The 25106-nt window shown below is 65.7% G+C and carries 26 protein-coding genes; 14 read left to right on the top strand and 12 right to left on the bottom strand.

All coding sequences use genetic code 11. The features are described from left to right. Positions 1-28 precede the first annotated feature (28 nt). From K410_RS0120530 to K410_RS0120515, 4 genes are all read left to right on the top strand, one after another. Positions 29-1021 carry a Bug family tripartite tricarboxylate transporter substrate binding protein gene (locus tag K410_RS0120530; RefSeq protein WP_028136613.1) on the top strand — a complete coding sequence of 331 codons (993 nt, stop codon included), beginning with the start codon at positions 29-31 and terminating at the stop codon, positions 1019-1021. Positions 1022-1228: 207 nt separating this feature from the next. Next, positions 1229-1711, top strand: a complete 483-nt coding sequence (locus tag K410_RS0120525) for a tripartite tricarboxylate transporter TctB family protein (RefSeq protein ID WP_028136612.1) — start codon at positions 1229-1231, stop codon at positions 1709-1711. A gap of 11 nt (positions 1712-1722) precedes the next feature. Further along, positions 1723-3261 (top strand): tripartite tricarboxylate transporter permease, encoded by a 1539-nt coding sequence (locus tag K410_RS0120520; RefSeq protein ID WP_028136611.1) that lies wholly within the window; start codon positions 1723-1725, stop codon positions 3259-3261. Further along, complete coding sequence (locus K410_RS0120515; RefSeq protein WP_028136610.1) at positions 3258-4262, top strand: 4-hydroxythreonine-4-phosphate dehydrogenase PdxA; 1005 nt, start codon at positions 3258-3260, stop codon at positions 4260-4262. Before K410_RS0120520 ends, K410_RS0120515 begins: the two co-directional genes overlap by 4 nt. Here K410_RS0120515 and K410_RS0120510 read toward each other — a convergent pair. From K410_RS0120510 to K410_RS0120500, 3 genes are all read right to left on the bottom strand, one after another. Further along, positions 4250-5506 (bottom strand): adenylate/guanylate cyclase domain-containing protein, encoded by a 1257-nt coding sequence (locus K410_RS0120510; RefSeq protein WP_028136609.1) that lies wholly within the window; start codon positions 5504-5506, stop codon positions 4250-4252. The two genes, K410_RS0120515 and K410_RS0120510, sit on opposite strands and share 13 nt — an antisense overlap. 300 nt (positions 5507-5806) lie before the next feature. Further along, positions 5807-6550 (bottom strand): SDR family oxidoreductase, encoded by a 744-nt coding sequence (locus K410_RS0120505; protein ID WP_028136608.1) that lies wholly within the window; start codon positions 6548-6550, stop codon positions 5807-5809. A gap of 198 nt (positions 6551-6748) precedes the next feature. Next, positions 6749-7825, bottom strand: coding sequence for a methyl-accepting chemotaxis protein (locus K410_RS0120500; RefSeq protein ID WP_028136607.1), 1077 nt, complete (start codon positions 7823-7825; stop codon positions 6749-6751). A 278-nt stretch (positions 7826-8103) separates the two neighbouring features. Between K410_RS0120500 and recJ the strand changes: the two genes are divergently transcribed. From recJ to K410_RS0120485, 3 genes are all read left to right on the top strand, one after another. Then, positions 8104-9945, top strand: coding sequence for a single-stranded-DNA-specific exonuclease RecJ (recJ, locus tag K410_RS0120495; protein ID WP_028136606.1), 1842 nt, complete (start codon positions 8104-8106; stop codon positions 9943-9945). 34 nt (positions 9946-9979) lie between these two features. Next, a complete protein-coding gene (locus K410_RS0120490) occupies positions 9980-10789 on the top strand; it encodes an SDR family NAD(P)-dependent oxidoreductase (protein WP_028136605.1) in 810 nt (269 codons plus the stop codon). Between the two features lie 96 nt (positions 10790-10885). Beyond that, entirely contained in the window at positions 10886-11683 is a 798-nt protein-coding gene (locus K410_RS0120485) for an aldolase (protein ID WP_028136604.1), read from the top strand. Positions 11684-11699: 16 nt separating this feature from the next. Here K410_RS0120485 and K410_RS0120480 read toward each other — a convergent pair whose 3' ends face one another. Beyond that, complete coding sequence (locus K410_RS0120480) at positions 11700-12929, bottom strand: lytic murein transglycosylase (protein WP_028136603.1); 1230 nt, start codon at positions 12927-12929, stop codon at positions 11700-11702. A 148-nt stretch (positions 12930-13077) separates the two neighbouring features. On the opposite strand from K410_RS0120480, the gene K410_RS0120475 reads away from it, so the two are divergent. Together K410_RS0120475 and K410_RS0120470 are read left to right on the top strand one after the other, a co-directional pair. Further along, positions 13078-13338, top strand: a complete 261-nt coding sequence (locus K410_RS0120475; RefSeq protein WP_028136602.1) for a hypothetical protein — start codon at positions 13078-13080, stop codon at positions 13336-13338. A 62-nt stretch (positions 13339-13400) separates the two neighbouring features. Next, positions 13401-13652 carry a hypothetical protein gene (locus K410_RS0120470; RefSeq protein ID WP_028136601.1) on the top strand — a complete coding sequence of 84 codons (252 nt, stop codon included), beginning with the start codon at positions 13401-13403 and terminating at the stop codon, positions 13650-13652. A 35-nt stretch (positions 13653-13687) separates the two neighbouring features. Here K410_RS0120470 and K410_RS0120465 read toward each other — a convergent pair whose 3' ends face one another. Further along, positions 13688-14218, bottom strand: coding sequence for a MarR family winged helix-turn-helix transcriptional regulator (locus K410_RS0120465; protein ID WP_028136600.1), 531 nt, complete (start codon positions 14216-14218; stop codon positions 13688-13690). Positions 14219-14272: 54 nt separating this feature from the next. On the opposite strand from K410_RS0120465, the gene K410_RS0120460 reads away from it, so the two are divergent. Both K410_RS0120460 and K410_RS0120455 read left to right on the top strand, forming a co-directional pair. After that, on the top strand, positions 14273-14749 hold the full coding sequence (locus K410_RS0120460) for a carboxymuconolactone decarboxylase family protein (protein WP_028136599.1): 477 nt from the start codon (positions 14273-14275) through the stop codon (positions 14747-14749). A gap of 21 nt (positions 14750-14770) precedes the next feature. Further along, entirely contained in the window at positions 14771-15274 is a 504-nt protein-coding gene (locus K410_RS0120455) for a cupin domain-containing protein (RefSeq protein WP_028136598.1), read from the top strand. Positions 15275-15298: 24 nt separating this feature from the next. Here K410_RS0120455 and K410_RS0120450 read toward each other — a convergent pair whose 3' ends face one another. The 3 genes from K410_RS0120450 to efp are packed head-to-tail and all read right to left on the bottom strand — an operon-like array spanning position 15299 to position 18562. Next, a complete protein-coding gene (locus tag K410_RS0120450; protein WP_028136597.1) occupies positions 15299-16291 on the bottom strand; it encodes a DUF808 domain-containing protein in 993 nt (330 codons plus the stop codon). A gap of 57 nt (positions 16292-16348) precedes the next feature. Further along, positions 16349-17971 (bottom strand): peptidoglycan DD-metalloendopeptidase family protein, encoded by a 1623-nt coding sequence (locus K410_RS0120445; RefSeq protein WP_028136596.1) that lies wholly within the window; start codon positions 17969-17971, stop codon positions 16349-16351. Between the two features lie 24 nt (positions 17972-17995). Then, a complete protein-coding gene (gene efp / locus K410_RS0120440) occupies positions 17996-18562 on the bottom strand; it encodes an elongation factor P (protein ID WP_028136595.1) in 567 nt (188 codons plus the stop codon). A gap of 162 nt (positions 18563-18724) precedes the next feature. Between efp and epmA the strand changes: the two genes are divergently transcribed. Genes epmA through K410_RS0120425 form a run of 3 tightly spaced genes read left to right on the top strand, consistent with a single transcriptional unit; the run spans position 18725 to position 21167 of the window. Further along, positions 18725-19789, top strand: a complete 1065-nt coding sequence (epmA, locus tag K410_RS0120435) for an EF-P lysine aminoacylase EpmA (RefSeq protein ID WP_028136594.1) — start codon at positions 18725-18727, stop codon at positions 19787-19789. Beyond that, positions 19786-20880, top strand: a complete 1095-nt coding sequence (locus K410_RS0120430) for a lysine-2,3-aminomutase-like protein (RefSeq protein WP_028136593.1) — start codon at positions 19786-19788, stop codon at positions 20878-20880. The genes epmA and K410_RS0120430 overlap by 4 nt, the downstream gene beginning before the upstream one ends. A 38-nt stretch (positions 20881-20918) precedes the next feature. Then, on the top strand, positions 20919-21167 hold the full coding sequence (locus tag K410_RS0120425) for a hypothetical protein (RefSeq protein WP_028136592.1): 249 nt from the start codon (positions 20919-20921) through the stop codon (positions 21165-21167). 64 nt (positions 21168-21231) lie between these two features. Here K410_RS0120425 and K410_RS0120420 read toward each other — a convergent pair whose 3' ends face one another. The 4 genes from K410_RS0120420 to K410_RS0120400 all read right to left on the bottom strand — a co-directional run bounded on the left by K410_RS0120420 (position 21232) and on the right by K410_RS0120400 (position 25057). Then, entirely contained in the window at positions 21232-22317 is a 1086-nt protein-coding gene (locus K410_RS0120420; protein ID WP_028136591.1) for a 3-deoxy-7-phosphoheptulonate synthase, read from the bottom strand. A gap of 234 nt (positions 22318-22551) precedes the next feature. Next, a complete protein-coding gene (locus tag K410_RS0120415) occupies positions 22552-23130 on the bottom strand; it encodes an HdeD family acid-resistance protein (protein ID WP_028136590.1) in 579 nt (192 codons plus the stop codon). A 69-nt stretch (positions 23131-23199) separates the two neighbouring features. Further along, positions 23200-24240 carry a PrsW family glutamic-type intramembrane protease gene (locus tag K410_RS0120410; protein ID WP_028136589.1) on the bottom strand — a complete coding sequence of 347 codons (1041 nt, stop codon included), beginning with the start codon at positions 24238-24240 and terminating at the stop codon, positions 23200-23202. A 544-nt stretch (positions 24241-24784) separates the two neighbouring features. Further along, positions 24785-25057: a hypothetical protein gene (locus K410_RS0120400; protein ID WP_196236027.1), complete on the bottom strand. Its 273-nt coding sequence runs from the start codon at positions 25055-25057 to the stop codon at positions 24785-24787. Positions 25058-25106: the final 49 nt, after the last annotated feature.

The following is a 25106-nucleotide window of genomic DNA, read 5'->3' as shown; positions in this document are numbered from 1 at the left end:
AGATAAAAAATACCAGCTGGAGGAAATCATGGGTCGGACGTCAACATTTCTGCTCTCCGCGGCCGCGACCGTGCTCGCCGGCACCATGCCGGCGCTCGGTGCCTGGCAACCGCAAAAGCCGATCGAGTTCGTGGCGACCGCCGGGCCGGGCGGCGGCACCGACAATCTCGCCCGCGCGGTGCAGAACATCATCACCAAGCACAAGCTGACGGAGCAGCCGATCGTCGTCGTCAACAAGGGCGGCGGCAGCGGCGCCGAAGGCTACGTCTACGGCAAGGCGTCGGCCGGCGATCCCTACAAGGTGATCTTCGGCACGTCGAACGCCTGGCAGCAGCCGCTCGTCTCCAAGGTCGCCTTCAACTACACCGATCTCACCCCGATCGCGGCGATGGCGCAGGACGAGTTCCTGCTCTGGGTCAAGCAGGATTCGCCTTACAAGAATGCGGGCGATTATCTGAAGGCGGCGGCATCGGGCGAATTCAAGATGGGCGGCGCGCAGTCCAAGGACACCGACGAGGTCCTGACGCGCATGATCGAGAAGGTCGGCAAGGTCAAGCTGACCTACATCCCCTTCAAGAGCGGCGCCGAGACCGCCGTGCAGCTTGCCGGCGGACATCTCGATTCCCACGTCAACAATCCCAGCGAGAGCCTCGGGCAATGGCGCGGCGGCACGCAGCGTCCGCTCTGCGTGTTCAGCCCGAAGCGGTTGCCGCAGGGTCCGAAAGTCACCGCGACCGAAGGCTGGAGCGACGTTCCGACCTGCGTCGAGCAGGGCCTCGACATCAAGCAATATGAGCAGCCGCGCACGGTGTGGCTGCCCGGCAAGGTCACGCCGGACCAGGCCGCGTTCTATGTCGACCTCATGAAGAAGGTGCAGGCGACGCCGGAATGGAAGGACTATATCGAGAAGACGTCCCAGGTCGACACCTTCCTGACCGGCGCCGAGCTCGACAAGTTCATCAAGGCGGACCTTGAACACGTCAAGCAGGTCGCCGGCGAGCAGGGCTGGCTGGTGAAGTGAGGCGGGGTGGGCAGGTCGCCTGCGGCCATCCTTCGAGACGCCCGCCTGCGGCGGGCCCTCGGGATGAGGTCGTGCTTTGGGGCGCGATGTCAGACCCTCATGGTGAGGAGCCCGCCAAAGCGGGCGTCTCGAACCATGCAGGCCTAGCTGGTTCGGCAGGCTCCTCGCTGTCCCATGGGACCGCGCAGCCTTCGAAGGTTTTACGTCATGATCTCCCGCCGCGCGCTTGAACTCGCCACCGCCGTCCTCACCGGCGGCTTCGGCGTGACCGTCGTCATCTCCAGCCTCGACAACGGCATCGGCTGGTCGAGCGCGGGCGTCGAGGCCGGCACCTTCCCGTTCCTGACCGGCATCATCATCGTGCTCGGCAGCCTCTACAATCTCGTGCGCGGCGTGCTGCCGGCAGCATCGCTGGCCAATGTCCCGGTCGCGATCACACAGGTGGAGTTGCGCCGGCTTGCCGGCCTGTTCGTGCCGGCCGCGATCTTCGTCGCCGCGATCCCGCTGCTCGGCATGTATCTCGCCTCGGGCCTGTACGTCTTCGCGGTGCTGGCGATCCCCCGCCACCAATCGATGCCCCGTGCGCTCGCCATGGCGGGGGCGACGGCGGTGGCGCTCTATGTCGTGTTCGAACGCATGTTCCAGGTCAGCCTGCCGCACGGCGCGCTCGCCGCCGCGTTCGGGTTCTGACGGAGAGGCCGATGGACAATCTCGCGGAGCTGCTGCACGGCTTCACCATCGCGGTCACCGTGCCGCATCTGGCCCTGATGGGCGTCGGCGTGCTGCTCGGCATTCTCGTCGGCGTGCTGCCGGGGCTGGGCGCGCCGAACGGCGTGTCGCTGCTGTTGCCGCTGACCTTCGGCATGCAGCCGGTGTCGGCGATCATCCTGCTCTCCAGCATGTATTGGGGCGCGCTGTTCGGCGGCTCGGTGACCTCGATCCTGTTCAATATTCCGGGCGAGCCCTCGTCGGTCGCGACCACCTTCGACGGCTATCCCATGGCGCGGGACGGACGGCCGACCACGGCGCTGGCGACCGCCTTCGGTTCGGCGGCGTTCGGCGCGCTGGTCGGCGTCGTCCTGATCACGTTCCTGGCGTCCTGGGTGGCGCAGGTCGCGCTCGCCTTTGGTCCCGCCGAATATTTTGCGGTCTACTTCCTGGCCTTTGCCAGCTTCGTCGGCATGGGCGGCGCGGCGCCGATCAAGACGGTCGTGGCGCTCGCGATCGGCTTTGCCATCGCCGCGATCGGTATCGACACCGTCTCCGGCAGCGTGCGCCTCAACATGGGGATCGACGAGCTCGTCAAGGGCGTCAGCTTCGTCGTCGCGGTGATGGGCCTGTTTGGCATCGGCGAGCTGCTGGTCGCGGTCGAGGAGGAGTTTCATGCCCGCGCCGTGTCCTCCAAGATCGACTGGCGCGAAGTGTTTCGTGCCGTCGGCCGTCTGCCGCGGCATGGCGTGGCGCTGCTGCGCAGCGCTGCGATCGGCTGCTGGATGGGAATTACGCCGGGCGGCCCGACCGCGGCCTCGTTCATGAGTTATGGCATCGCGCGCCGGTTCTCGCGCCGCGGCCGGTATTTCGGCACGGGCGAGGTCGAAGGCATCGTCTCGCCGGAGACCACCGATCATGCCGCCGGCACCAGCGCGCTCTTGCCAATGCTCGCGCTCGGCATTCCCGGCTCGGCCACCGCGGCCGTCATGATGGGTGGGCTGATGATCTGGGGGCTCAATCCCGGGCCGATGCTGTTCGTCGACCAGAAGGACTTTGTCTGGGGCCTGATCGCCTCGATGTATGTCGGCAACATCGTCGCGGTCGTGCTGGTGCTGCTGACCGTCCCGGTCTTCGCCGCCTTGATGCGGATTCCGTTCGTGGTGATCGCGCCGCTGATCGTGATCATCTGCGTCGTCGGCGCCTATTCCGTCTCGAACTCCTATCTCGACGTCGTCATGATGCTCGGCTTCGGCGTGGTCGGCTATCTCTTCAAGAAGCTGTTCTATCCGCTGGCGCCGCTCGTGCTCGCCATCGTCATCGGCGACAAGGCCGAGGACGCGTTCCGGCAGTCGATGCTGATGTCCAAGGGCTCGCTCGGTATCTTCTTCGCCAACAAGCTGGTGACATGCCTGATCGTGGCCGGCATCGCGCTGCTGCTGCTGCCGCTCGTGCTGCAGCTCGCGCGCCTCCGGCGCAAACCCGCATCCCCCGCCGCCGGCGCGACAGGCCAGGAGAAAGCGATCATATGACCGCAAAGCCGCTGATTGCGCTCGCCATGGGAGACCCCGCCGGCATCAGCCCCGAGCTGACGGCCAAGCTGGTGGCGCAGGACGACATCCGCGCGCGCTGCCGGCTCGTCGTCATCGGCGATCGCCGCATCTTCGACGAGGGCGCGCGCGTTGCCGGCGTCAAGCCGGCGCTGACGACGGTGGAGCAGGGCGCCGACGTTCGCGCGGCCGCGGGCGAGGCGCTATTCGTCGACCTCGGCCATCTCGACCCCAAAGAAGTCGAGCCGAAGACCGCGGCTCTTGCCGGCGGAAAATTCGCGCTGACCAATTACCGGCACGCGCTCGAGCTTGGCCGCGACGGCCGCGTCGACGCGGTCTGCTTCACGCCCTTCAACAAGCAGGCGATGCGGCTTGCGCGCGCCGAGTACGATGACGAGATCGCTTTCTCCGCGGAGGTGGTCGGCCTCGAGACGCCTGCCAGCGAGTTCAACGTGCTGGACCGGCTCTGGAACGCGCGGGTCACCTCCCACATTCCGCTGCGGGACGTCGCTGCAAGGCTGTCCAGCGAGCGCATCCATCGTGCGCTCGCGCTGACCGATGCCTGCATGCGCAAGGCCGGCTTCGCACGGCCGCGCATCGCGGTCGCCGGTCTCAATCCGCATGCCGGCGACGGCGGCAATTTCGGCCGCGAGGAGATCGACGTCATCGCGCCCGTGGTCGCAGCCGGCCGGCGCGAGGGCATTGCGGCGGAGGGACCGTTTCCCGCCGATACCGTGTTCCTGCGCGCCAAAGCCGGCGCCTTCGATGCGGTGCTGACGATGTATCACGACCAGGGTCAGATCGCGATGAAGCTGATGGGCTTCGATCGCGGCGTCACCTTGCTCGGCGGCTTCCCATTCCCGATCTGCACGCCCGCGCACGGCACCGCCTACGACATTGCAGGGCAGGGCATTGCCTCGATCGGCGCCAGCCGCGCGGCGGTGCTGCTTGCCGCGGAGGTGGCGGCGCGTCACCGTTCCTGAGCCAACCGTGAACCACCAATGCGGTGATACTCTGAAACAAAACGATCGTTCGGCAGATTGCCGTCCTCGTTACGCGAATATTCCCTCTTCAGGCCGTTGAGAAAGAACATTTCGTGCGCGCGCGCATGCTTGGCCTCGATGGGGCCGCGCGATTCCAGGTCGAATAGCCCATGGACGTGCCCTGCCACGGTGTCCGAGACGTTGATCCGTCCCGCTATTCCGAACGCTTCCATGAACCACGCGGTGTTGACCGCATCACCCCAGATGTCGAAGGTCATCCTGCGGTTGCCGACGACACCGGAGATGACCGGGCCGGTGTGTATCCCGATGCGCAATTGCAGGGCCTGTTGGCCGGTCGCTTCGCATTGCGCTCCGAGATGGTCGAGCTGGCCTCGCATCTCCAGCGCCGCCAGGCAGACGTCGATCGAGTGCCGCCGGTCGGGCGAGAGCACCCCGGCAACCGCCATATAGGCATCGCCTATGGTCTTGACCTTCTCCAGGCCGTGTCGGGCACCGATTTCGTCCAGAGACGAAAAATATTCATCGAGGAGATTGATCAGCCTCGCCGGCTCGGCCCGTTCGGCGAGCAGGGTAAAGCCCTGGATATCCGCGAACAGAATGGTGGCCGACCGGGTGTATTTCGGCTGGACCCTGCCGTGGCGTGTCAGCTCGTTGGCGATCGGCGCCGGCAGGACGTTGCGCAGCAGAGTCTCGGCGCGCTCTCTTTCGGTAGCAGCCTCGAGGCGTGCCTGCTCCAGCTGCTCGATGATCTGGCGGGACTCGATCAGCTTGCGGCGCAGTTCCAGTTGGGCCAGCACCTGATGCGACAGCATTCGGAGAGCTTCCGTCTGCTCGAAGGAAAGCTGCCGTGGCTCGAAGTCCATCACGCATAGTGTTCCGAGCGCATAACCTTCATCGGTGATGAGCGGCATGCCGCAATAGAATCGGCAGGATGGCTTCAGCGAGACCATCGGGCTGTTTTCGAAACGCGGATCTCGTTTCAGGTCGGGAATGACGAGCAGCTCGGTGCCGCAAATCGTCGTTGTGCAGACCGCGTTCTCGCGCGGAGCGTCGGTGACGTCAGCCGGTAGGCCATACTGCGCCTTGAGCCAGCGCCGCTCGTCGTCGATGAAGCTGATGTAGGAGACCGGGCAGCCGCAAAGTTGCGCCGCGAGCTCGGCGATCTCGTCATAAGCGGCTTCAGGCGCGCTATCGAGGATGTCGAGCGCGCGTAGGGCGGCCAATCTCTCAGTCTCATTTGCGGGTGCCGGTGACGGCATGCTGGTCTCCGTCGCGGAGGACCTCGGATGGCCCGCCGGTTCGAAAGCCGGCGATCGACCACCCCGTTCATTTGGGACGTGCCGGACACGCGACAAGTGGTGTTCCGCAGTAGAGCTGCGCCGGTTCCATCATCGCGCAGTCTTGTACGGATCTCATGCTCCGGAGCGCCATGGAGGGGCGATCCGAGCCGAACGCCACATCGGGGCGATCAGCAATCTGCGGAGTTGGGGGCGTTCACTGCGGTCGTTTCGTGATGGCAGGTCTCACAGGCTTGCGAGCCATGTTGCGAGCGGGGTTTTTCCGAGCCGCGCCTCGCCGAGTGGGTTCAGCGATGTATCGTCGATAAGGCCGCCGTAATACGGCGCCTTCGGGTCTCCGACCACCGGTCGTGTGTCGCCGGATGCCTTCAGGCGGCGTGCGATGAATTCATTGAAGGGAGCCTTCTCGGGACCCGCGATGTCGATCGTGTCGTTGAGGGGCTTGCCCGTTGCCACCTCAGCGAGGTGAGCGGCGACGTCGTCGGCAGCGATCGGTTGAAACAAGGCCGACGGAACGACGACCTTGCCGTCAATCGCACTCATCTCGGCAATGGCGCCGAGGAATTCGAAGAACTGGGTGGCGCGCACGATCGAGTAGGGGATCGGCGAGGACTTGATGATTGTCTCCTGCGCGAGCTTGGCACGGAAATAGGCGTTGTCGGGCGAGCGCTCGGTCCCGACGATCGACAGCGCCACGTGATGCTTCACCGCCGCGGCAGCCTCCGTCGCGACGAGATTTTCGCTTGAACGCTCGAAGAATGCGAGCACGGCGGCCGGCTCCCAGGACGGCGCATTGGCAACATCGACGACGACATCCGCGCCTGCCAATGCCGCAGCGAGGCCCTCGCCGGTCACGGCGTTCACGCCTGATTTCGGCGAGGCGGCCACGGCCTCGTGGCCTCGCTGTCTGAGCTTCGCCACGAGCTTGGATCCGATTAACCCGGTTCCGCCGATCACGACGATCTTCATGATAGTCTCCTCAGCATGGGGCAAATGTGAGCTTGGTGAAGGGCATGGTCATGGCCGCGCCAGGAAGGCCGGCGTTTTGCCCGACGTGTCAAAGAGCTTTGGCGAAGCGGCGTTCTGGTGGCGCAAAATGCCAATGAAAACAACCCGAGTCTACTGTGCATGGGGTTGTTTTCGCAGTTTTGAGATCAGCCTAGTGCCTCACGCCCCGCAAATGATGACGCCGTACCAGCCGAGTCCGCGATAGGTCTCGTAGCCCGGCGTCGCATGGAAGGCGATCAGTGAACCGTTGTGGTCATGATAGAAGCCGGAGCGCTGGCCGTTCAGCGCGATCGAGATGCGCTCGCTGAGGATGCCCTGGCCGTCGGACGCCGCGATCACGCGCAAGTTCGAATCGACCAGAAGCACGCGCGCCTTGTCGCTGTCGCCGACGCGCACGCCCTGGACGATGGCGCGGGCCTGCGGCTCCCAGTCGAAATGGATGGCGAGCACGCCGATCGGCGCGCCGTTGGCCTGGCCGCCGGCGCGGACGCTGGCGCAATAAGTCGCCACCTGCGCGTTGCCGAGCAGCGGCTGGTTCTCGACGTCGCCGGCGACGTAATCGTCACCGGACCGCAGGCCCTTCGCCTCGCTAAACCATTTGGTGTGGGCGACGTTCTGGCCGACGACGCGGAAGCGGTCGGCCCGGCCGTTGGCGATGACGTTGCCGTCGAGATCGCAGAGCCACAGGTCGAGATAGACGGTGTAGGCCCCGAGGATCACGCCCAGGCGCTGCGAGGCGTGGGAGACGGCTGCGGCGCTCGGCGATGCCGCGCAATCGACCACGGCGGAATCGGTCGCCCACCAGCGCACGTCGCAGGTACGTTCATAGAGATTGCGGTCGATCAGCTCGATCGCGTTCAGCGACAGGTCCATCATGCGCTCGCCGCGCGAACGCTGGCTCATGCGTTCGATCGAGGAGACGAGGTCGCCGGTGCGCTTCGTCAATTGGGTTTCGAGCTCGCGCGCGATGGTCTCGACCTGCTGGCCGACGCCGCGCACCTCCTGCGCCACCACGGCAAAACCCGCGCCTTGCGCGCCGGCGCGCGAACTCTCGATCAGCGCGTTCAGCGCCAGCATCTTCATCTGGTTGGTGATCTGCTGGATCGACTTGGTCTTGTCGACCGCGATCTGGTTGACCTCCGCGGTGAGGCGGTTGATCAGCGCGGAAATGTCGGAATCGTCCTCAGCGGGTTCGGTGGCGATCGGCTTGGCCTTCAGGCCCAGCGCAGCAGACATCGGGGGCATCCCTTGGCAATGAGGTCTGATCTGCAACGAACCCGGAACTACAAATTACAGATCGAATACGATTCTTTTTCGAAGATTCCACCTAACGCCTGCTTAATTTGCTGTTCGGCGGATTGCCCAAATGATAGTCACTCAGCGCAGCAAATCGGCAATCCACCGCTTTGTGCACCGCGGAGATTGCAAATGCCCGGAGATTCCGGGTCAATCACTCCGCAAGCCGCACCGGCACGACCGCGTCGGCTGCGGCTTCCTCAAACCAACTGCGATCCATGACGCCGCCTGCCACCGCCGTGCCCGTCGAAGCGCCCCAGGCGTTCCTCGGCGTCGCGCGCTCGCTGACCAACAAGCTCTGGCGCGACCGGCTGGATGCCCGGGGGGCGGCCCAGGCGCTCGCGATCGTGCAGCGGCACCAGCTTCCGGAATTGCTGGCCCGGGTGCTGGCCGGCCGCGGCGTCGACATCGACGCCGTGCCCGACTTTCTCGATCCGACCATCCGCAAGCTCATGCCGGATCCGTTCACGGTGACGGAGATGGAGGCCGCGGCGAAGCGGATCGCGGATGCCGCAGTGAAGGGCGAGAAGGTCGCGATCTTCGGCGACTACGATGTCGACGGCGCGACCTCGGCGGCGCTGCTCGCCTGGCACCTGCGCCATTGCGGACTCGATCCGTTGATCCACATTCCCGACCGCATTTTCGAGGGCTACGGACCGAACACCGAAGCGGTGCGTGCGCTCGCCGCGAAGGGCGCCACCTTGCTCGTCACCGTCGATTGCGGCACCACCAGCATCGAGCCGCTGGCCGAGGCCAGGCGCCTTGGCATGTCCGTGGTCGTGATCGACCATCACCAGGCCGGCACCGAGCTGCCGGAGGTCGACGCGCTGGTCAATCCGAACCGGCTCGACGATCTCTCGGGCCTCGGCCATCTCGCCGCGGTTGGTCTCGTGCTGGTGACGCTGGTGGCGGTCAATCGCGAGCTGCGTCAGCGCGGTTTCTGGAGCGCGGAGATGCCCGAGCCGGATCTGCTCGGCATGCTGCATCACGTCGCGCTTGGCACGGTTGCCGACGTCGCCCCCCTAATCGGTCTCAACCGCGCCTTCGTCGCCAAGGGCCTGATCGCGATGCGCCGGCGCGACCATGTCGGCCATACCGCGCTGATGGACGTGGCGCGGCTCAACGGGCCGCCGGAGGCCTGGCATCTCGGCTTCATGCTGGGGCCGCGCATCAACGCCGGCGGCCGGATCGGCCGCGCCGATCTCGGCGTGCGGCTGTTGCTGGAGGGCGACAGCGTCGAGGCGGCGCGGATCGCGGCCGAGCTCGACCGCCTCAACAGCGAGCGGCGCGTCATCGAGCAGGCGGCGGAGGCGCAGGCCGAGGCCGAGGCGCTGGCCTCGATCGGGCTGGAGGACAAGCTCGGCGTCATCGTCACGGCCTCCGAAGGCTGGCATCCCGGCGTCGTCGGCCTCGTGGCCTCCCGCCTCAAGGAGAAGTTCGCGCGGCCCGCCTTCGCCATCGCCCTGGAGCCCGGCGGCATCGGCACCGGCTCGGGCCGCTCGATCGCTGGCGTCGATCTCGGCAAGGCGGTGCGGCGGGCGGTGGCCGACGGCATTCTGCTCAAAGGCGGCGGGCACGCGATGGCCGCGGGCGTGACGCTGCGCAAAGAGAAGCTCGCCGAATTCCGCGCCTATCTCGAGAACGCATTGGCGCAGGACGTGGCCGAGGCCCGCCACGTCAACGAGCTCTATATCGACGGCGCGGTCTCCGCGCGCGCGGTGACGACGGAGCTTGCGGCGACGCTCAACCGCGCCGGTCCGTTCGGCAGCGGCAATCCGGAGCCCGTGCTGGCGCTGCCGGCGCACCAGCTCGTGTTTGCCGACGAGGTCGGCCAGGCTCACTTGAGGCTGCGCTTCAAGTCGGGGGACGGCGCCATCGTCAATGGCATCGCGTTCCGCTCGGTCGGCCAGAAGCTCGGCAACGCGTTGCTCGCCAATCGCGGCCAGCAATTGCATGTCGCCGGCTCGCTCTCGGTCGACCGCTATCAGGGCGCCGAGCGGGTGCAATTCCGCGTCGTCGACGTTGCGCTACCGGACCAGGGGCCGTCCGTGATTAGATAGCAAAGGTCTCAAACAACAAGAAAAGGGAGTGAACATGGCAGGGCAGGTTGAGGGCAAGGTCGCGCTGGTGACGGGCGGGGCCTCCGGTATCGGCGAGGCCATCGTCGAGCTGTTCGCGCGCGAAGGCGCCACCGTCGTCATCACCGACATCGACGTGCTGCGCGGCCCGGAGCTCGCCAGGCGCGTGACGAGTGCCGGCGGCAAGGCGCTCTTTCTCGAACAGGACGTCACCAGCGAGGAGCGCTGGATCGAGGTTGTCGCCGAAATCGCCAAGCGCTACGGCCGGCTCGATATTCTGGTCTCCAATGCCGGCATCGGCATTGCGGTGCCCTCGATCGTCGACATGACACTCGCTGACTGGCGCAAGCAGAACGCGATCAATCTCGATGGTGTCTTTCTCTCGGTCAAGCATTGCCTGCCCCTGATGCGCAAGACTGGCGGCGGTTCGATCGTGATGATGTCTTCGCTCGCGGGCCTGCGCGGCGCGCCGGGCCTGTCGGCCTATTCGGCGACCAAGGGCGGCGTGCGGCTGTTCGCGAAGTCGATCGCGATGGAATGCGCTGCGGCCGGCGACGGCATCCGGGTCAATTCCGTGCATCCCGGCATCATCGACACGCCGATCTGGGGCAAGATCCCGACCGGTGCGACTGGCGCCAGCCAGAATGCGCCGATCGACTGCAACGAGCGCGCCAGGGTCGCAACCCCGCTCGGCCGCGCCGGGCAGGCGGCGGAGATCGCCTCGGGCGTGCTTTACCTGGCCTCCGATGCCTCGCGCTACGTCACGGGCAGCGAGCTCGTCATCGACGGCGGCATGAATGCTGGCGGTGTGCCGCGGCGCGCTTGAACTCGCGCAGGGCAGGGTGGCGGCCGCGGGGGCTGACGCGCAGGCGCAGTCGCTGTAGAAGATCGAGAATTGCCAACCGACAGAGGTATGCTCGCCATGGCGCACAATCTTCACGCGTCCTCACCCGCGCCCGCGACATTCCGTTCGAACCGGCCGGATCTCGCCACCGACGCGATCCGCACCGCGCGCGAGGATCTCGCCGCCTGCTTCCGCATGGCCGCGCGCAACGGCTTCGAGGAGGGCATCTGCAACCACTTTTCGGCGGTCGTGCCGGGCCATGACGACCTCTTCCTCGTCAACCCCTACGGCTTCGCCTTCCGGGAGCTGACTGCGTCGAAGCTGCTCATCTGCGACTTCCACGGCAACGTGCTCGGCGGCGAGGGCGTGCCCGAGGCGACCGCGTTCTACATCCACGCCGAGATGCACAGGCTGCTGCCGCGTGCCAAGGTCGCGTTCCACACTCACATGCCCTACGCCACGGCGCTGTCGATGACCGAGGGCGATCCCCTGATCTGGGCCGGCCAGACCGCGCTGAAATTCTATGGCCGGACGGCGGTCGACCGCGACTATAATGGCCTCGCGCTCGACAGCCGCGAAGGCGCGCGGATCGCCTCGGCGGTAGGCGACGCCGACATCGTCTTCATGAAGCATCACGGCGTGATGGTGCTGGCCCCGACCATCGCGGAGGCCTGGGACGACCTCTATTACCTCGAGCGTGCTGCCGAGGTGCAGGTTCTCGCGATGTCGACGGGACGGAAGGTGCTGCCGGTCGATCCCGCCGTTGCGGCCGAGACCTACCGGCAGATGCGCGAGGGCGACAGCGAATCCGCACGGCTGCATCTTGCCGCGATCCGCAGGCAGCTGGATGCGGAGGAGCCGCAGTACCGGCATTGACCACTGTGTCGGGTGCTTACGACCCCTGCCGCAGCTTCGCCAGCACCTTCAGCCCGCCATAACCGTCCGCCGGCGTGATCCCGGCGCGCTGCTGAAAATCCTTCACCGCCTTCATGGTGTCGTTGCCGACGCGGCCGTCGGTGCCGCCGGTGTCGAAGCCGGCCTTGGTCAGGCGCGTCTGCATCTCCTGCACCTCGGCGAGCGTCAGTGCGCGTTCGGAGCCGGGGAAGGGCTGGATGAACGGCGGCGCGCCGAGGCAGCGGTCGCCGAGATGGCAGATCGCCAACGCATAGTTCATCGAAGGGTTGTAGCTCTTCACCGAGTAGAAATTCGGCCCCAGCAGGAACGTCGGCCCGCCCGCGACCGGTGTCCACATCTGCGCCGATGCATTCGGCTGCGGGAAGGGCTGGCCGTCGGCGCGGGTGACGCCGGCCGCCTGCCAGGCCGCATAGGTGCGGCTGCCGCTGCTATTGCCGGGCGCGCGCACCTCATAGCCCCAATGCTCGCCGCGATGCCATTTGCCGCGATTGACCAGGTACTTTGCGGTCGAGCCCAGCGCGTCGTCGGGCTTGCCGAACGGCGACACCTTGCCGTCGCCGTCATAGTCGATGCCGACATTGAGCCAGACCTCCGGCATCCATTGCGAGTGCCCCATCGCGCCGGCCCAGGAGCCCTTCATCTCCTCCGGCGTGCTCCAGCCTTTGTCGACGATGCGCAGCGCGTTGATGAGCTCTGTCTCCCAATAGGTCTTGCGGCGCGGCTCATTCCAGGCGAGCGCCGCGAGCGATGGAAACACCGGCCTCATGTGGTTCTGCTGCACCAAGGGATCGCCATAGGCGGACTCGACGCCCCACAGCGCCAGCAGCGTGCCGCGTTCGACGCCGAAATCGCGCTCGATGCGGGCGAACAACGACTCGTTGTTCTTCAGCGCGATCTTGCCGTTGATGATGCGCCAGTCGGAGACGCGGCGATTGATGTATTGCCAGACCTGCTCGTGGAATTCGGGCTGGTTGCGCATCTGCTTGAACACGCTCATGTCGGGTTCGACCCGCCCCATCACGCGTTGCCAGGTCGCAGCGGAAATGCCCTTCGCCATCGCACGTGCACGAAAGCTCTCGCGCCATTCTTCGAAGCCCGGAGGCGCAGCGTGACCGCTTCCGGGCAATGCGAGCAGCGCGGCCGCGCCCAGCGTGGATTTCAGGAGCGCGCGGCGGGTTTGGTGGGGCGAGGAATCAGCGTGTTTCATCGGCGCATTCTAGCCGGAAACATGGCTCGTGTGAGTCGGTTCCTGGAACAGCCGCTGCATGATTTTGGTGCCGGCCCGATGGTCCTGTTCCCGCCGGAACAAACTGTCGCAGTCCCGCATTTCTTCCGCACGAGATGAGGAGGAGAATATGAGGACATATCTGTTGGCCGCCGCAATGGTCACCGCGATCGCGGCGCCTGCGTTCGCCGACGAGGTCGGCGTTCACGTCGGTCCGTCCGGCGCCGGCGTGACCGTCGGTCAATCCCACGAGTACCGCGAGCGGCATCGGGATCGCGACCGCACCACCGTGATCAGGGAGCGCGAGCCCTCTGATCGCACCACGGTGATCAAGAAGGAAGATGAATACGGAAATCGCGAAAAGACCGTGATCCATCACGACAACGACTGACGGAACGGGCCCCGGCCAGCGTGCCGGGGCCAAGTTCTGTTCATCAGGAAAATCGGGCTGGAATGAAGATACGCACGCATGCGGAGAGCCATGTCGTCGAACTCGATGACGGCTCGCAATGGCAGATCTTTCCCGGCGATCTCGCAACCACGCTGAGCTGGAAGCCCGAAACCGATCTGCACCTGGAGCCGAGCGGCGACCGGGTGAGTTCGCATGTGCTGGTCAATGCTGGCGACAGAACCCGCGTGCGGGTGATCGCCGCAGGCGAAGCCTGGCCCGACGGCGAGGTCAAGGATGCGCTGAAGAGGGGATAGAGCCCTTGCGGGTCGCAGGAGGCGGGACGGAGCGTCTAATCCTCTTGCAGCTCGGTCGCGATGCTGGTGAGCCAGCGCCGGATTGCAGTCTCCGTCTTCGTATCCAGGCTCCGAGCAAGGCGCTTCTCCAATTCGATCACACGCTCCCGGCAGGCTTTCAGAAGCGCCGTACCGCGCGTCGTCAGTGTCCATTGCTGGATGCGGCCGTGAACGGGATGGGGCGTCATCACGATCGCGCCGTCGCGTTCGAGATTGCGGATGATAACGCCGACGGTCTGCGGCGTCAGGAAGGTGAGGCGGGCAACGTCGGCGCCTGACAGACCCGGATAGGCATTCAGCATCGTCAGCACGGCGAATTGCGGCGAGGTCACGCCGAGATCGGCGAGGGCCCGCTCCATCGTCAGCCGGACCGCGGCATGAGCCTGGCGCAGCAGATAGCCGAGATAACCTTGCTCGCCGCGCTTGCCTTCGCCGGGGGCGGGGACGCGCACTGTGCCGTTGCCGGCAGCTTCTTGCACCTGGCGGGCAGTTTTCGATCTTGTGACGACGGCGGTCTTGCGCAGCATATCAGAGCTCTTATAAGATATAAGGACACTTACAATAAGACGAGGTGAACCGCAATGTCACAGGCCCGCAGCGAATACGAGGATTTCAAGAAGATCGCACCCGACGTATTTGATGTGGTGCTGGCGCTGGGGCAGCTTGCGGGCAAGGCCGGCCTGGACAAGCAGCTCGTCGAGCTCGTCAAGCTGCGCGCCTCGCAGATCAACGGCTGTGCCTTCTGCGTGCAGCACCACGTCCTGCTGTCGGAACGGATCGGCGTTCCCGTCGACAAGCTTCATCTGGTCGCAGTCTGGCGCGAGGCGCCGATCTTTGCGCCGCGCGAGCGGGCCGCGCTGGCCTGGGCCGAGGCCTTGACCTTGCTGCCCGACGGCGTCAGCGAGGAGGTCTACGCCGAAGCCGCCCGGGAATTCTCCGAGAGCGAGCTGATGTACCTGACCTCGGCCGTGGCCTCGATCAACGTCTGGAACCGGTTTGGTGCTGCGTTTCGTTGGACGCCGGCGTTGCGGCCGGCGGCCGCGCATGCGGCTTCCTGATCGGCGCGCGGGGAGGTCATCATGACAGCCATGAGTTTCTCTGCCGTGCAGCGCCCGGCACCGTCACGTTCCACGGCATTCGCCGCCGTCGCGGGGCTCGCCTGCGCGCTGGCAATCGGCAAAGCGCTTCCTGTGACGATGGACACCGTCTCGGGCGCGCTGGCGCCGCTCTGCGCCAGCGCTGCGGATGGCTCGTCGCTCGACAAGGTCGAGCCGATCGGCTCCTACGCGCTGCCCAACGTCCCGGGCAAGCGCGTCACCATCGTGCGCGTCTCCTACGGTCCCGGCGGTTTTTCGCGGCCACATCGTCACGCCGGCTCGGTGACCGCCCATGTCACCAAGGGCGAGATCCGCTCCCAGCTCGGCGGTGGCCCGGTCGAGACGTTCGGCGTCGGCCAGTCGTTCTTCGAGCCGCCGGGCTCGACGCATCTGGTGTCGGCCAACGCGAGCGCGACGGAGCCGGCGGAATTGATCGCAGTGTTCGTTGCGGATGAGGGCGCGCAGCTCACGACGTTCCTGGATTAGCTCGCGCTCGTCGGTCGGATGCGGCTAAGAGGCCCGATCCCGCGATCGCCTCAACCGTTTCCAGGCCGGTGCGAGTCCGTATTCGACGGCCGGAATCGCAAGCGCACCGATGATCAGCCCAAGCACGCCCGAGATGGCGGCTTCGACCGACCATTCGACGATACCGGCAACCGATGGAAGGAGATGCGCGGCAGCCTCGGTCGCGGCATGGACCGTGTGGCCGACCGCGGGCGGGCCGTATTTTTCGATGCCGTGCAGGATGATGCCGCCGCCGACCCAGATCATGGCTGCGGTGCCGATGGTGCTCAGCACCACCAGGAAGGCGGGCATGCCACGGACGAGCGCGCGCCCGAGCAAGCGGATCGCGCCGCCAATGAAGGAGGCGCTGTCGTAACGCGCAAGGGCCAGGCCGGCATCGTCCGCCTTCACGATCAGGGCGACCACGCCGTAGACCCCGACCGTGATGGCGAAACCGACCAGCGCCAGCACCAGCGCCTGTGTCCAGATGCTGCCCACGGGGATCGCCGCCAGCGTGATCGCCATGATCTCCGCCGACAGGATGAAATCCGTCTTGATGGCGCTCGCGACCTTCTCGTCCTCGACCGAGCTTGCATCCGGCGCGATCGGCTCGAGCTGGGCTTCATGATGGTGCGCGTGATGCGGCATCACCGCTTCGAGCACCTTCTCGGCACCCTCGTAGCAGAGAAAGACGCCGCCCAGCATGAGCAGCGGCGTGACCGCGGCGGGAAGGAAATAGCCGAGCAGCAGGGCGATCGGCAGCAGGATCAGCAGTTTGTTGCGCAGCGATCCGACCGCGATCTTGCCGACGATCGGCAGCTCGCGTTTCGAGGCGAAACCGATGACGTAATTCGGCGTGACGGCCGCATCGTCGATGACCACGCCGGCGGCCTTTGTGCCCGCTTTGGCCGCCTGGCCCGCGATATCGTCGAGCGAGGCCGCCGCCACCTTCGCGATCCCCGCGATGTCGTCGAGAAGACCGATCAGTCCGACACTCATCAACCCTGTCCTTTGCTCGTTGGAGCCGGTGTGTTCGACAACAGCTCTTGCAAGCCGTCAGTTGTCCTCGCCGCTCGATCCTTCGCGCAGGTCCGGCTTGAGCACGTCGTCCGGCAAGGCGTGTGCGACCGGCTGCGCCGTGACCGCGATTTCCGGGCCGATCTCGCGGCCGCGGGCGCGGATCAGGCGTTCATAGGCCGAGACCAGGGTGACGTAAGGGCTGACCCAGATCCAGCCGTCGCGTGTGAACACCTGCACGTCGAAATGCAGATGCATCGAGGTTCCGGCGGGACGGTCGAGATAATTGGAAATCACGCCGATTTTCTCGCCCTCGGTGACGCTACGGCCATTGAGCACGCCGTCGGCGTTCATCGCGTTCGGGTTCATGTGCATGTAGCGGAAGCGGATGTGCTCCGTCCGGCTGTTGACCTGGAGCGTCACGGCCTGGTCCTTGGCTGCGCGGATCACGACCGCGTCACGCACGGCCACGACCGCGTGCTGCTTGGAATCGCAGGGCTCGCGGCGCTCGCCGGCGGGCGGGCAATCAGCGGCACGGATGTCCTCGCCCTGGTGGCCGTAGCCTCCGCCGCATTGCCACACCTCGAAACTGCGCGACTCGCAGAAATTGTCGCGCCAGGGATAGGCGGTCGGTCCCTCGCTCTTCTCGCGCTTGCCGTAGGATTGCGAGCGCACGAAGGCGGGAGCCTTTTCGAGCGGAAAGCGGATCTGGGCATAGGCCATCACGTCGGGATGGCCGCCCTGCTTGCGGTAACCGGTGTTCGGGATGATGTCGCCGCTCGGCCGGTAGCTGAAGTCCGGCGAACGCTGCGCCGGACGATCGAGCACTTTCGAGGCAATGTCCGTCAACGGGCGCATGCGCTGGCCGCCGGCGACACGCAAGGCCTTCAGGAAGCGCTCCGCGACCGGATAGGCCTCCTTGCAGGCGAGCCGCCGCGGCTTGGCGACGCTGTCGAGGCACTGGATGGACACCACATAGGCGACGCCGAAACGGTTGAAAGCGTAGCGGACATAACCTTCGCGGATGAAACGTCGCAAATCCGGATAGAGCGTCGCGAGCGGCTTGACCGGCTCGCCCTTGCCTCCTGAGGGATCGGCGATGTCGTAGACGAGCGCCGAGCCCGTGATCTGCACTTCGACCGGCCGTGCGAACACGCGGGCCGGCATGCCGTCGCCAGCGCCGGGCTCGAGCGAGAAGGTCGCGCTGTAGCCGGCGGGGCCGGCATCGAACATGTCGACGGGATTGAAGTCGGCCTGGTAGCGCGAAAGTGCGAGCGTCGCCGGCGCGCCGCTGCGTTGCCCCTCGAGGTAGGCGGCGGCGTCGAACGGCAGCAGCACGGGCACCGGGCTGCGGGTGATGCCGGTGAAGAAGCGCGAGGAGACCGCGTTGAGCTGCACCAGTGCGGGCGTCGCGCGCGGATCGTAGCGCGGCACGGAACGGCGAGGCGCGAAGACGAAATCCTCCGCGACCCGGGGGCGGCTGTTGATTTCGGCGCGGAACTGGTCGAGCGCTGCGCGCCAGTCGACGCGCAGGGCCGTGAGCGAGGGGCTGCGGAATTCATCCGCAGCCAGAGCAGAGGCGGTGAAGAGCGAAAGCGACGCCAGGAGTTGCGAGACGAAGCGGAAACCTTTCCCAACCACTGTCCCGCCCCCCGGCGCCATCTGTTGCGACCGCTCTGGTCCCCGTCAGTCCTTGGCGCGCTCGGAATAGGAGCCGTCTTCGGTCATCACCACGATGCGGGTGCCGACCGAGATGTGTGGCGGCACGGTGGTGCGCACGCCATTGGAGAGCACCGCGGGCTTGTAGGACGACGATGCGGTCTGTCCCTTGGTCACCGGCTCGGTCTCGACCACTTCCAGCGTCACGCGCTGCGGCAGCGCGATCGAGACCGGGTTGGTGTCGTGCATGGACAGCTTGACGGTCATGTCCGGCTGAAGATACGCGGCGGCGTCGCCGACCACGTCCTTGGAAACCTGGACCTGGTCGTAGGTTTCCGGGTTCATGAAGTGGTAGCCGTCGCCATCTTCATACAGGAACGTGTAATTGCGCTCTTCGATGGTGGCCTTTTCGACCTGGTCGGTGGTCTTGTAGCGCTCGGAGATCTTTACCCCGTCCGAGATTCGGCGCATTTCGATCTGACTGACCGGGGTGCCCTTGCCGGGATGGATGTTCTCGGCGCTGACGACGACATAAAGCTTGCCGTCTTGCTCGATCACGTTGCCCTTGCGAATAGAACTGGCGATGACTCTCAAGGTGATATTTCCTGCTTGCTTGGCCCGGCACCGGCCAGGACGTGGTCAAATCGATGGGGGACTTGGGGCCTCAAATCGGACCTCGGCGCCCGTTTCGGGCCGCAACATACTGATTTTGCCGTTAGATGCCAGCGTTTTGCTCGCGCCTGGGGCGGTCGGTTAATGACTGGGGACAAGCCGATCTCACCGTTCTGGTCGCCTGACCGCCACCTCGACCGGCGGCCCTTCCTCAGGGCAAGGGGGGCCATTACCAGCGCAATACGGGACTTTTTCGCCGAGCAGGGCTTCGTCGAGGTCGAAACCTCCGTTCTCCAGGTCTCCCCGGGCAATGAGACCCATCTGCACGCCCCCCGGACCGAGCTGATGCGGCCGGACGGCAGCCGCGCCAGGCGTTACTTGCGGACATCGCCCGAATTCGCCTGCAAGAAGCTGCTGGCGGCGGGCGAGACGCGGATCTTCGAGCTCGCCCGGGTGTTCCGCGACCGCGAGCGCGGCGACCTGCATCTGCCCGAATTCACCATGCTGGAATGGTATCGGGCAGGCGCCCCCTATGACGCCATCATGGCGGACACCGTGGTCGTCATCGCCCGGGCCGCGCAGGCGACCGGGATCGGGACCTTCTCCTTGCGCGGCCGGACCGCCGATCCCTTCGCCGAGCCGGAGCTTCTGACGGTCGCGGGCGCCTTCGAGCGGTTCGCCGGCATCGACCTCTTGTCGACAATCTCGGGCAGCGAGGGTAACCGTGCCACGCTCGCCTCGGCGGCCGACGGAAAGGTTCGGATAGCTGAGGACGACACCTGGTCCGACATCTTCAGCAAGATCCTGGTCGAGCATGTCGAGCCGCATCTGGGGCAGGGGCGTTTGACCATCTTGTTCGAATACCCATCTCCAGAGGCGGCGCTGGCGCGCGTCAAGGCGGACGATCCCAGGGTCGCCGAGCGCTTCGAGGTCTATGCGTGCGGCGTCGAGCTCGCCAACGGATTTGGGGAACTGACCGACGCCGAGGAGCAGCGCAAGCGCTTCACGGAATCGATGACGGAGAAGCAGCGCCGCTACGGCGAAGCCTATCCGCTGGATGAGGACTTTCTGGCCGCAGTTGCGGCAATGCCGGAGGCGAGCGGCGTTGCGCTCGGCTTCGACCGGCTGGTGATGCTGGCGAGCGGCGCATCGCGAATTGACCAGGTGGTGTGGACACCGCCAGCAAATGAAACGTCTAGTGAGACATGACGAAGACCAATCTTGCACGTACCTTGCGTGAGCCGGCCGAGCTCGTGGCCGAGCACCTCGCACCGGCGGCAGCGCTGCCCGCGCTCGAGCGCGTGGCCGCGCGCTATGCGGTCGCGATCACGCCTGATCTGATCGAGCTGATCGACAAGGCCGATCCGGACGATCCCATCGCCCGTCAGTTCGTGCCGAGCGCCGCGGAGCTGGAGATGCAGCCGGGCGAGAACGCCGATCCGATCGGCGATCATCCACACTCGCCAGTACCCGGCATCGTGCATCGCTATCCCGATCGCGTCTTGTTCAAGCTCGTTCACGTCTGCGCGGTCTATTGCCGCTTCTGCTTCCGCCGCGAGATGGTGGGACCGGGCAAGGAGAGCGCGCTGTCGGACGATGCCTATCGCGCGGCGATCGACTACATCCGATCGCATCGCGAGATCTGGGAGGTGATCCTGACCGGCGGCGATCCGCTGATGCTGTCGCCGCGGCGGATGAGCGAGATCATGGCCGACCTCGCGGCGATCGAGCACGTCAAGATCATTCGTCTTCATACCCGCGTTCCGGTGGCCGAACCCGGGCGCATCAGCGATGAGATGGTTGCGGCGCTCAAGGCCGAGGGCGCGACCACGTGGGTGGCCGTGCATGCCAATCATGCGCGCGAATTGACGGGGACGGCGCGCGCCGCCTGCACACGGCTCGTCGATGCCGGCATTCCGCTGGTGAGCCAGTCCGTGCTCTTGCGCGGGGTCAATGACAACATTGCCGCCTTGTCGGATTTGATGCGAGCTTTCGTCGAATGCCGGATCAAGCCTTATTATCTGCATCACGGCGATCTCGCGCCGGGTACGGCGCATCTGCGAACGACGTTGGCGGAGGGGCAGGACTTGATGCGGCAGTTGCGCGGTCGGGTGTCAGGACTGTGTCAGCCGGACTATGTCATCGACATTCCCGGCGGCGCCGGCAAATCGCCGGTGGGGCCCAGCTATGTGCTGGCGGAGCAAAATACCGCAGCCGATGCACGTGAAGCGGAGACGAAAACGAGCTATCGTATCGTCGACTATTGCGGCGACGTTCATCTCTATCCGCCTGAGACCTGAGCGGTGGGATGCGCCGGCTTGAGAATGGAGGATCGGACATGAAGAAGATCATGCTGGCGGCATCGCTCGTGGTCTTGCTCGGCGGCGCGGCGATCGCGCAGACCGGCGCCAAGGGCCCGACGTCGAGCGGCGCGAGCTCCGGTTCGGTGCCACCGGCGCCCGTGGGCCATCGCCAGCCGCGCGCCGCGGACGTGCCGAGCAAGACTGTGATCGACCCGAACGATCCACTCAGCAAGGAAAACCAAGCGCTCGACAAGAAGATCAAGAGCATCTGCCGCGGCTGCTGATCGCTTCCACCTCTCCCCGGTCTGAACACAGGGAGAGGTGATAAGCGCCGATCTCGCGCGCGTCCTATGCCGACCGCTCGTGCAATCCGGCGCCACGGGTGTTGCGGCGGACCTCGACCGCATCGGCGAGCTGCTCGAGCACGGTTGCCGTGGTCGGCCAATCGATGCAGCCGTCGGTGATGCTCTGGCCGTAGACGAGCGGCTTGCCCGGCACCACGTCCTGGCGGCCGGCGACGAGATTGCTCTCGATCATCACGCCCATGATGCGGGTCTCGCCGCCGGCGATTTGGCCGGCGATGTCCGCCATCACCAGCGGCTGGTTCTCCGGCTTCTTGCTCGAATTGGCGTGGCTCGCATCGACCATCACCAGCGGCGCGACCCCGGATTTGGTCAACTCGTTGCAAGCCGCCGCAACGCTTGCCGCATCGTAGTTCGGCTGGCTGCCGCCGCGCAGGATGATATGGCAGTCCTCGTTGCCGGCGGTCGAGGCGATCGCCGAGCGGCCGAGCTTGGTGACGGCCATGAAATGATGCGGATGCGATGCCGATTTCACTGCATCTGCCGCGATCCGCACATTGCCGTCGGTGCCGTTCTTGAAGCCGACCGGGCACGACAGCCCGGACGCCAGCTCGCGGTGGATCTGGCTCTCGGTCGTGCGCGCGCCGATCGCGGCCCAGGACACGAGGTCGGCGATGTATTGCGGCGTCGTCATGTCGAGAAATTCCGTGCCGGCGGGCAGGCCGAGATTGTTCACGGCCGACAGCACGTTGCGCGCCAGCCGCAGGCCCTTGTTGATGTCGAAGCTGCTGTCGAGCTCGGGATCGTTGATCAGGCCTTTCCAGCCGACCGTGGTGCGCGGCTTCTCGAAATAGACCCGCATCACGATCTCGAGCTGATCGGCGAGGTCCTCGCGCATCTTGGCGAGACGCTCGGCGTAGTCGAGCGCGGCCCTGGGATCATGCACCGAGCAAGGGCCGACGACGACCAGCAGACGATCGTCCTGGCCGTTCAGGATGGCATGGATGGCGTTGCGCGCGGCCATGACCACGCGGGTGGCGGTGAGCGTGCGCGGGACCTCCCGCATCACCTCGTCCGGGGTGCTCAGTTCTTTCAGTTCGCGGATGCGAAGATCGTCGGTCGTGCTCAGCACGGCAGGCTCCTGTTTGTTTCGAACCTGCCGGCCAATAAAAAAGCCGCCAGGTCTGGCGGCTTGTTCGGACGTTTGCTGCAATATTTCAGATTGAGCGCGATCCTCCTGCCGCCAGCGAGCTGTCGTAGCTAAAGTACCAAAAATAGCTGGTGGCGACGGTGATCATGGCAGGCCATATAGCGCGCCGTTCGAGGGTTGTCACCCCCCAATCGGCGCAGCAGGCGACGAGGTGCGTCAGGTGTTGCTCTTGCGCGCCGCCAGCGCCATGCCGATCAGGCTGGCGCCGCCGAACAGCAGGTTGATACCGACGAGGATGCCGATGGCCCATTCCGCAGAGCTCGGCAACCCTGTGATCACCATGAACGAGATCGCGATGTCGACGAGGCCCGAGATCAGCAGCCACGACCAGCGGCTGCTCAGCTCGCGGCGGTGCTCCAGCGCGTACATGATTGTCGCAACGCCCTCGGCGAGAAAGTAGGCGCCAAGCACGATGGTCAGCGTCAGCACAGCCTGGACCGGCCGGGCCAGCAGCAGAATGCCGGTTAGCACGGCGAGCGCAGCCGAGATCAGCGACCACCAGAAGCCGGGCGTGTTGCGCGCCCAATAGGTCACGATCAGCCCGCCGATGCCGCTGATCAGGAACATCCAGCCGAGGAAGATCGCGATCGCAAGGCTTGCGAGCGGCGGCAGGATCAGCGCCGCGACGCCGAGAACGGCGAGCAGGATGCCTTCGAACAGGAACGCTTTCCAATGCGTCTTGACCGTCTGGTTCATCGCGGATTGAAGCCGTGAATAATCCTCGGGCGATGTCATCGGCAGGCTCCAGATCGAAAGGCCAGCACTCAATCTAGTACGCACGCGGCGCGCGCGCCATGCGGTGGATCAACCGCTGCCGGACGCCGACGAAAAACCTTCCGCGCTGGTACGGATGCGGTTGCGGCCGAGAATGTAGATCGCGGTCGTGACAACCAGAAGCGCAAGGCCGAGCAGGATCGAGACGAAGCCGATCGGGATCAGGGCCAGCGTCAGGTTGCGCTCGGGATTGATCAGCCAGTGATGGATCGAGGTCAGCACGAAGGCGAGGCCGAGAAAGCCGACGCCGCCGCCAGCGAGCAGCAGCGCCCACATCCGGCGGAGCTGGCTGAGCCGCTCCCGCGCAATATCGGTCCGGGGGGCATGGTGGCGGGCGACGCGCCGGACCAGGCGGATCGCGAAGGCGATCGAGCCGAAGCCGACCAGCAGGCTGGCCGCGCCCAGCCACATCCGCAGCGTCGGATCGAGATCGGGCATCCTTTGCAGTGTCAGCAGCGGAAAGTCGAACGCCGAATGCAGCGCGAGCGGGCCGGCGAGCATCAGGAGGCGGCTGGACAGGCGGGCCCAGTCGCGATGGTGGCGGTTCGCGCCCAGCGCCGTGCCGGCGCGTGCGATCGTCAGGTAGGCGCCCGCGATGATGCCGAGCGCGCCGTGGAACGGCACGGTCAGCACGCTGCGCAAGGCGGCAAGCGAGCGCCACATGTCGGCGTGCTGGACCAGATAGGCGAGGTTCTCGTAAGCCGCGAAGCCGAGGCCGACCGCAGCGCCATAGACCACGGTGTCCATCGGGTTGGCAAAAGTCCGCCGCTTGGTCGAGGAGATCAGAACGATGGCGATCACCTTGACGGCTTCCTCAGGCAGCGCGACGCCGAAGATCGAATGCATGGCCAACGCCGCCCAGGGGTCGTCGGGAGCGGCGACCATCTTGGCGAAGGGGGCCCGGGCAAGGCCAAGCAACGAGATGCTGGCCGCACCCAACAGGAACGCGGTCCAGACCTGAGCAGGCGGGCCGGGGCGTTCTTCAGCGGCGATGACAAGCCACAGCATCAGCAGCGCCGGGGCGATGGCCGCAGTTCCGATGACGGTGGGCAACGCTTCGATCAGGTACATCGGCGCCGAAAATAGGTTCCCTTGATCCGCTAATCTACATTCAGCGATGCGACCATGTGTCATGCGCTGGCTGTCGGCTCGCTTAACGCACGCGACAGCTGCCGTTCATCTGCCGCCGCCTGCCGGGCTGGAGAAAGCAAGCGTAATCAATTGCATCCCAACACCTGTTCGTCAGCCATGGCAACGGCGATGTCTGACGGGATCGGAGCGCGTTGGCAAATCGGATCAATGATATGTGCGGATTTCTTTGAGTCGCCAGGCAGCTTGCTCCGGCTGTCGTGGCGGAGCGCAGAAACCAGGCTGGTCCCTAGATGGGACGGCCGGCAGGTCCGTTAGTTGCGGTTGGAGTCCCTGCGGGGCGACGAAGCGGTCCGGTGCGACCGCGCCTGTTCCAGTTCCCAGAAGGCGCGCACGAGGCACGTGCCGAGGCAGAACACGATGAGTATCAGCAGGAAGACTTGGTCGATGGCGGGGATGTGCATCATGACGATGATAAAGCAACGCCCATGCCATGCGTTCCTGCAGCGGCCGGCGCTTTGCCGCGTTAGTGGGTGGTGAACGGCGGCGGCGCTTCGGGGGCGACGTCGAAAGCACCGAGATGGAACTCGCCGCCCGGGGATGTGTCGGGGTCACCCGGCTGCGCCAGCAACGTGAACGCGGCCTGCGGGTAGAGCTTCCATATCTCCAGATCGCCGGCGGTGATGGTGAGCCAGCCGAACGTGTACATGTAGCGTCCGGGCTCGGTGACCCGGCCGACCCTGTCCCAAGTGATCTTATCAACGGTGATCCTATCAACCGTGATCTTGTTGACTGCCATCCGGTCCCCCGATCGCGAGTCCGCAAATGACGTCCGGCGTAAGGCACGG

Origin of the sequence: Bradyrhizobium sp. 22 (assembly GCF_000482425.1) — a bacterium.
In the GTDB taxonomy this organism is placed as follows: domain Bacteria; phylum Pseudomonadota; class Alphaproteobacteria; order Rhizobiales; family Xanthobacteraceae; genus Bradyrhizobium; species Bradyrhizobium japonicum_B.
Note: the sequence above shows the minus strand (reverse complement) of the source record. Positions and strands in the feature narration are given on the sequence as shown.